The following is a 6,462-nucleotide window of genomic DNA, read 5'->3' as shown; positions in this document are numbered from 1 at the left end:
CTCCGACGCCGGGAAGGTCCGCACGCGCACCACGACCTCGGTGTCCTTGTCGTCGGCCGCCGAGGTGTGCATGCCGGCGTCGATGCCGTCCTCGACCAACACCGCGCTCTTGAGCAGCGGCTTGCCGCCTTCACGGATGTCGTAGGCGACGAGCACATGCGTCGCGTCGACCCGCCTGGGGCGCACCTCGATGCGCAGCTGTTCCGCCTCGGACGGCTCGCCGCCGGCCGACGGCTGCTGGTCGCTCTTCATGATCACCAGCGCCTTCTCGCCGTCCGCCGCGGCCAGGCGCAGCCGCGGGACCAGGCGCTGGTCGCGGATCACGCCGTCGACGCGATGGTTGAACTGGATCGCCATCTCCAGGCCGATGAGCTCGCCGTTGGGCGCGGGCGCGACGGCGTTCACCGCCTGCACGACGCCGGCCGCGCCGAGGCCCAGCAGCACGAGGGCACCGGCGCCGAACAGCCGGCGGGCGGGGGAACGAGGACGGACAGCGAGCATGGCGACTCTTTCGATCAACGGATGGGACGAGCCCCAGCCGGACCACGGCTGGAGCGAAGACGGGGACTGCTGCGCGCGCAGCAGCGCGCGGCCGTAATCGGCCTCGCGGCCGGGATGGGCGCGCATCACGGCGTGATCGCAGGACAGCTCCTGGTCGATGCGCATCGCGCGCAGGGCCAGCCAGGCCAGCGGGTTGAACCAGTGCAGCGCGCACAGCGCGGCGGCGAGCGCGTTCCAGTGGTTGTCGCAGCGGCGGCGGTGGACCGCCTCGTGCGCCAGCACCAGCGGGCGTTGACGCGCGTCGAAGCGTTGCTCGAAGTCGGGCGGCAGCACGAGGCGCGGCGGCCACAGGCCGACGAGCGCCGGACCCCGCGCGCCGATCCAGTGCGGATCGCCCGCGGCCCGCGTCAGCGACGCGCCGAAGCGCCGCTGCAGCCACACCATGCGGGCGCAGGCGACCAGCACGCCGATGGCCCACAGCATCAACCACAGGGTCCCGGAGGACGGTACGACCCGCGTCAGCGAGGACTCCTCCGCCTGTCCCATCGCCGGAGCGATCTGACGCACCAGCTCCGCGGAGAACCGCGTGGCGGGCGCGCTCGCCGGCAGCGCGCCGACGACGAGCAGCAGCGGGATCAGCGCCCAGGCCGCGTAGGCGAAGCCGGGGCCGAAGTGACGCGACAGCGGCCGCCGCAGCGCGAGCAGCGCCAGCGCGGCGATCGCGAGCAGCACGGACTGGCGCAGCAGCGCCTGAGCGAGCGCTTGTGGCAGCGCGTGGAGCAGGGTATCGATCATGGGATGGGTCGTCCTTCGCGCGCGCTCAAAGCACCTTGCCGGTGATCCGCCGGGAAATGATGGGCGGCGAGCCGTCCAGGGGCTCGACGCGCAGCTGCGTGGGCGTGGCGCCGACCCGCTGCCGGTCCTCGGTCGACCACGGCTTGCCGTCGTAGAAAGTCGCGATCTCCAGGTCGATGGTGCCGAGTGATGGGGGTGGGAAATCGTCGGGCCTCGGGCGCCACGCGACGATGTCGAGCCGGAGCTGCTGGGCGGGCGTGTGCGCGTCGCCGGCGTCCTGGAACACGGAGGTGCGCTCGCCCTCGCGCACGATGGCGCGCACGTGGGAGGTCCGGGTGTCGCGGCCACCGTCCTTGGCGGCGCGCGTCACGCTGAACTCGAAGTCGAGCTGGATGCGGGCCTCGCCGGGCGGCGGCGTCGTCGCCGAGTTCAGCGTCACCAGCACGCCGGCGGCCACGAGCGCGACCAGCGCCAGCGAGAGGCCCCCCACTCGGCGGCGAAGGGCGGACCGGGGCGGGGCGCTCAACAACGCGACGCGGTCGACGAGCGGATGGGCCGAGTGCCACCCGGACCAGGGCTGCAGCGGGGAGGGCGACGCCAGCGCGTTGAGCAGCGCGCGGCCGTAGTCGGCCTCGCGACCGGGGTGCTGCCGCATCACCGCGCGGTCGCAGGACAGCTCCTGGTCGGCCCGCATCGCGCGCAGGGCCAGCCAGGCCAGCGGGTTGAACCAGTGCAGCGCGCACAGCGCCGCAGCGAGCGCGTTCCAGTGGTTGTCGAAGCGGCGGCGATGCACCGCTTCATGCGCCAGCACGAGCTCGCGCTGCGCGTCGTCGAAGCGCGTGTCGAAGTCGGGCGGCAGCACCAGCCGCGCGGGCCAGAGGCCGATCAGCGCGGGGCCTTGCTCGCCGATCCAGGAGCGGCCGTCCGCCGCGCGGGTCAAGGTGGCGGAGAACCAGAGCTGCCGCATCGCCATCGCGACGGCGACCGCGAAGGCGCCAGTGCCCCACAGCCACAGCCAGACGCCGTTCTCTCGCGCGGGGACCGCCGGCGCGACGAGCGATGCCGGCGGCACCAGCGCGGGCGTGACCTCGCGGAGGAACTCGGCGGAGAGCGCGGTCACCGGGCGGCTGGCCGGCAGCAGGTCGACGAGCAGCAGCAACGGCAGCGCGAGCCAGGCCGCGTAGGCGAAGCCGGGTCCGAGATGCCGCGTGAGCGGCCGCCGCGCCACCAGCAGCACGAGCGCGATCGCGGACAGCAGGGCCGCCTGCCGCAGCAGGCCGTGAAGCAGCGCGTCAATCACGTCGACGTCCCGGCTTCGCGCGGGTAGGCGTTTCGGCGCGTTCCTCGTAGTCCTCGATCAATTGCTTGAGCGCCTTGACGTCGCTGGCCTTGAGCTTGCGCTGCGACGAGAAGTGCGACACCAGCGGCGCGAGGCTGCCGCCGAACAGGCGGTCCAGCAGCGACAGGCTCTCGTTGTTGGCCCAGGCGGCGCGGGGGAAGCGCGGCGCGTAGAGGAAGCGCCGGCCGTCGCGCTCGGCGACGAGGGCTTCCTTCTTCAGCAGGCGGTTCAACAGCGTCTTCACCGTGGCGAGCTGCCAGTCCTGCTTGTCGGCGAGCGCGGCGGCGATGTCCTCGGCCGACAGCGGCGAGGAGCGCCAGAGCACCTCCATGACCTCGGCCTCGGCGTCGGTGATCGGGGGGAGTCCGTCGTTCATGCGAATCCGTTTACGCGTGTAATCGGATGAATGATTACGGATGTAAACGGATTTGGCAAGCGGGGAACTCGGGACCCGCCCAACCCTCGATTTGTATCGACCCCGTGAGCCCTGGTTATGAGGTCATTCCCTCGTGTGTGGCGGTTGTCCGATCTCCCCCACAGCCAGGGGGATCCTCCCGTCAACCCCGGCGTTCGCTGGACGATATAACGGGATGACCGGTGGCCGCTGCGGCCCCGGTGGCCTTGGATGTTCCCCCGATGAGACGATGCTTTCCCTCGTTCGGGCGTGTGGGATGGTGGTGGCTGGTCAGCCCGCTCCTCACGCTGACGAACGCCGTGAACGCCGCGGACCGAGTGACCGCGGACGCCACGAGGATGGCTGCGTCAGCGGCCAGTCGCGATGTGAATCGCGCCGCCCGGACCCGATCGGTCCCGGCGCCCGTGTTGCTCCTGCGTGCCCGCGACGGCCGCCAATGGCGCTTCACCCTGGATGACCTGCGCCGGCTGCCGGCGCGGCGGCTGCGCACCGCGCTGCCCGCCGCGCTCGGCATGACCGGCGCCAGCGACTGGGAAGGCGTGCCGCTGAGCGCGCTGGTCGCGCTCGCCGGTCCGCCGCCGCAGGCGGTCTCGCTGACCGCGCTCAACGCCTACGCGGTCAACGTCCCCGGACGCGACCTGGCGCGCTACGACCCGGTGCTGGCCTATCGCCGCGACGGCCAGGACATCGCCGTGCGCGACAAGGGGCCGCTGATCCTGATCTACCCGTTCGACCGCTTCCCCGCCGAGCTCAACACGCAGGCCTACATCAACCGCACCATCTGGCAGGTCCATGAGATCGTCCTGGAGTAAGCCCAAGGCCTCGCGCCGCGGCGCGGACGGCCCCTGGCTGCGGCCGATGCTGCTGGCGGTGCTGGTGCTCGCGGTCGCCGCCGGCTGGGCGCTGTGGTGGACGCTGCACCAGGTGCGCGTGCTCGGCAGCCCCGGCGCGGACCAGGACCTCTGGCACGCGGTCAACGTCCAGCGCGAGCTGCAGAAGCTGCAACGCGCCGTCGACGCGCCCGCCGGCCTGCCGCCGCAGGAACTGGCCCTGCGCCTGGAAGTGCTGGTCAGCCTGCTGCGCCCCGACCAGGACACGCCGCGCAACGACATGTCCCCGCTGCTGCTGTCGCCGCCGACGCGCGACCGGATGGCGCGCACCGGCGCCGAGGTGCTGCGCTGGGCCGACCGCGTGCGCGCCGACGAGCGCGCCGCGCCCTCCGTGGCCACCGAGATCCGCCGCGAGGCGCCGGGGATGGTCGACGGCGCGGACCAGGCGGTCGTCGACCTGCACCTGGCGATCACCGAGCGCTCCGACGCCGCGCGCCTGGGCCTGCGCCATCGCTTCGCGCTGCTGAGCTGGGTGCTCGGCGGCCTGGTGCTGGCGATGCTCGCGATGATCGCCGGCCTGTACGCGCAGGCGCGCCGCACGCAGCGGCTGGCGCAGCATCGCGGGCTGTTGAACCGCCGGCTCGAGTCCCGCGTGCAGCGCCGCACCCGCCAGTTGGCCGAGGGCAAGGCGCTGCTGAACTTCATCCTCGACGCCAGCCCGAGCGAGGTCGCCGTGCTCGACGCCGCGGACGGCCGCGTGGAGTTCATCAACCAGCGCTTCCTGGACCGGCTCGGCCAGCGCGCCAAGGTGGGCCAGCCGCTGGCGCTGCGCGAGGTCTTCCAGGCGCCGGCGCATGGCGAGCACTTCGCCACCGAGCTCGAGCAGTTTGGCCGCGTCGACGCGGTCGAGGCGCAGTTCCTGGACCGCGCGCAGGACTGGGTCTCGCTGTCGGCGCAGCTGATCGAGGTGGAGCAGGGCCGGCTGGCCCACCTGGTCTGGTGCTACGACATCACCACGCACAAGCAGCTCGAGGACCGGTTGCGCGCGTTCGCCGGCACCGACGTGCTCAGCGGGCTGGACAACCGGCGCGCGTTCTTCGACAAGGGCGCGCAGATGCTGGAGCAGGCGCGGCGCTACGGGCATCCGATCTCGCTGTTGATGCTGGACATCGACCACTTCAAGCGCATCAACGATGCCCACGGCCATGCCAGCGGCGACGAGGCGATCCGGCGGGTGGCGCAGCTGCTGCGCACGGTGCTGCGCGAGGCCGACCTGATCGCGCGCGTCGGCGGCGAGGAGTTCTGCGCGCTGCTGCCGGAGACCGCGCTCGAGCCGGCGCGCGACGCCGCGCAGCGGCTCATCGAGCAGATCCGGCAGGCCGACCTCGGACCGACGGCCGGCGGCGCGCTGCGCGCGACGGTGTCCGCGGGCGTGGCCCAGCTCGCCTGGACCGCCGCGACCGACAGCCAGACGCTGGACCAGCTGATGCATCTCGCCGACCAGGCGCTCTACGACGCGAAGGCCGCCGGGCGCGACCGCGTGGTGGTGGCGCCGGCCTCCCTTCCTCCACTTCCGATTCCGAACCATGTCTAAGATCGTTCTCATCGTCGACGACAGCCGCATGTCCCGCATGATCCTGCAGAACTTCCTGAGCCAGCTCATCCCCGACCTGCAGCTGCACCAGGCCGGCAACGGCGACGAAGCCATCGCGCTGGCCGCGCAGTACCGCTTCGACGTCGTGTCGATGGACCTGAACATGCCGGGCCGCGACGGCATCGAGACCGCGCAGGAAATCCGCGCGGTGCAGCCGGACGTGCCGATCGCGCTGCTGACCGCCAACGTGCAGGCGGCGGTGCAGGAACGCGCGGCGTCCAGCGGGCTGCACTTCCTGCCCAAGCCGATCAGCGCCGAGACGGCGCAACGACTCGTACAACTCGCCGAGGGAGGGCGTCATGCTGCTTGACCTGGATCCGCTGCAACGGGATGCGCTGTCGGAGATCCTCAACATCGGCGTGGGCAAGTCCGCGCAGGCGATGAGCCAGCTGGTGGGCGAGGAGGTGATCCTGTCCGTGCCCGAGATCAGCTTCATGACCGTCGGCCAGGCCGGCGCGAAGCTGTCCAAGGACGACAAGCGCATGTACAGCGTGCGCCAGGCCTTCCGCGGCGTGTTCGGCGGCGACGCGCTGCTGGTGTTCCCCGAGGACGGCAGCCGCGCGCTGGTGCGCAGCATGGCCGGCGACGCGGTGGCGGAGTCCCAGCTCGACGAGTTCATGCGCGACGCGATGACCGAGGTCGGCAACATCATCCTCAACGCCTGCATGGCGGCGCTGGCGGAGCTGTTCGCGCAGCCTTTCGAGACGCAGGCGCCGCTGCTGCAGGTCGACACCGCGCGCCGCATCATCGGCGCGCGGGCGCAGAACCACGCGGTGATGTTCATCCACATCCGCTTCGTCCTGCACGAGAGCAACACCGAGGGCTTCGTCATCTTCATCATGAACACGACGTCGCTCGAGGACTTCAAGTCCGCGATCCGCCGCTTCGTCGGCGACGCGATGCCGCCGGGCTCGGCGGTGCATTGAAC

General features: G+C 71.9%; 7 protein-coding genes. 4 read left to right on the top strand and 3 right to left on the bottom strand.

The window, feature by feature from the left end:
- From N5D62_RS25780 to N5D62_RS25770, 3 genes are all read right to left on the bottom strand, one after another.
- Nucleotides 1-1,296 (bottom strand): M56 family metallopeptidase (locus tag N5D62_RS25780; RefSeq protein WP_279760894.1); only part of this gene is annotated, 1,296 nt, incomplete at its 3' end.
- A gap of 25 nt (nt 1,297-1,321) precedes the next feature.
- A complete protein-coding gene (locus N5D62_RS25775; protein ID WP_279760893.1) occupies nt 1,322-2,596 on the bottom strand; it encodes a M56 family metallopeptidase in 1,275 nt (424 codons plus the stop codon).
- Entirely contained in the window at nt 2,589-3,011 is a 423-nt protein-coding gene (locus N5D62_RS25770; protein ID WP_279760892.1) for a BlaI/MecI/CopY family transcriptional regulator, read from the bottom strand. Before N5D62_RS25770 ends, N5D62_RS25775 begins: the two co-directional genes overlap by 8 nt.
- 443 nt (nt 3,012-3,454) lie before the next feature.
- Between N5D62_RS25770 and N5D62_RS25765 the strand changes: the two genes are divergently transcribed.
- Genes N5D62_RS25765 through N5D62_RS25750 form a run of 4 tightly spaced genes read left to right on the top strand, consistent with a single transcriptional unit; the run spans nt 3,455 to nt 6,460 of the window.
- Nucleotides 3,455-3,862 carry a molybdopterin-dependent oxidoreductase gene (locus N5D62_RS25765; protein ID WP_279760891.1) on the top strand — a complete coding sequence of 136 codons (408 nt, stop codon included), beginning with the start codon at nt 3,455-3,457 and terminating at the stop codon, nt 3,860-3,862.
- Complete coding sequence (locus N5D62_RS25760; protein WP_279760890.1) at nt 3,843-5,474, top strand: sensor domain-containing diguanylate cyclase; 1,632 nt, start codon at nt 3,843-3,845, stop codon at nt 5,472-5,474. Before N5D62_RS25765 ends, N5D62_RS25760 begins: the two co-directional genes overlap by 20 nt.
- Entirely contained in the window at nt 5,467-5,844 is a 378-nt protein-coding gene (locus tag N5D62_RS25755; protein ID WP_279760888.1) for a response regulator, read from the top strand. The genes N5D62_RS25760 and N5D62_RS25755 overlap by 8 nt, the downstream gene beginning before the upstream one ends.
- Nucleotides 5,834-6,460 (top strand): chemotaxis protein CheX, encoded by a 627-nt coding sequence (locus N5D62_RS25750; protein ID WP_279760887.1) that lies wholly within the window; start codon nt 5,834-5,836, stop codon nt 6,458-6,460. The genes N5D62_RS25755 and N5D62_RS25750 overlap by 11 nt, the downstream gene beginning before the upstream one ends.
- Nucleotides 6,461-6,462 lie beyond the last annotated feature (2 nt).

The sequence above is a fragment of the Mitsuaria sp. GD03876 genome (assembly GCF_029840635.1).
Classification (GTDB): domain Bacteria; phylum Pseudomonadota; class Gammaproteobacteria; order Burkholderiales; family Burkholderiaceae_C; genus Roseateles.
Note: the sequence above shows the minus strand (reverse complement) of the source record. Positions and strands in the feature narration are given on the sequence as shown.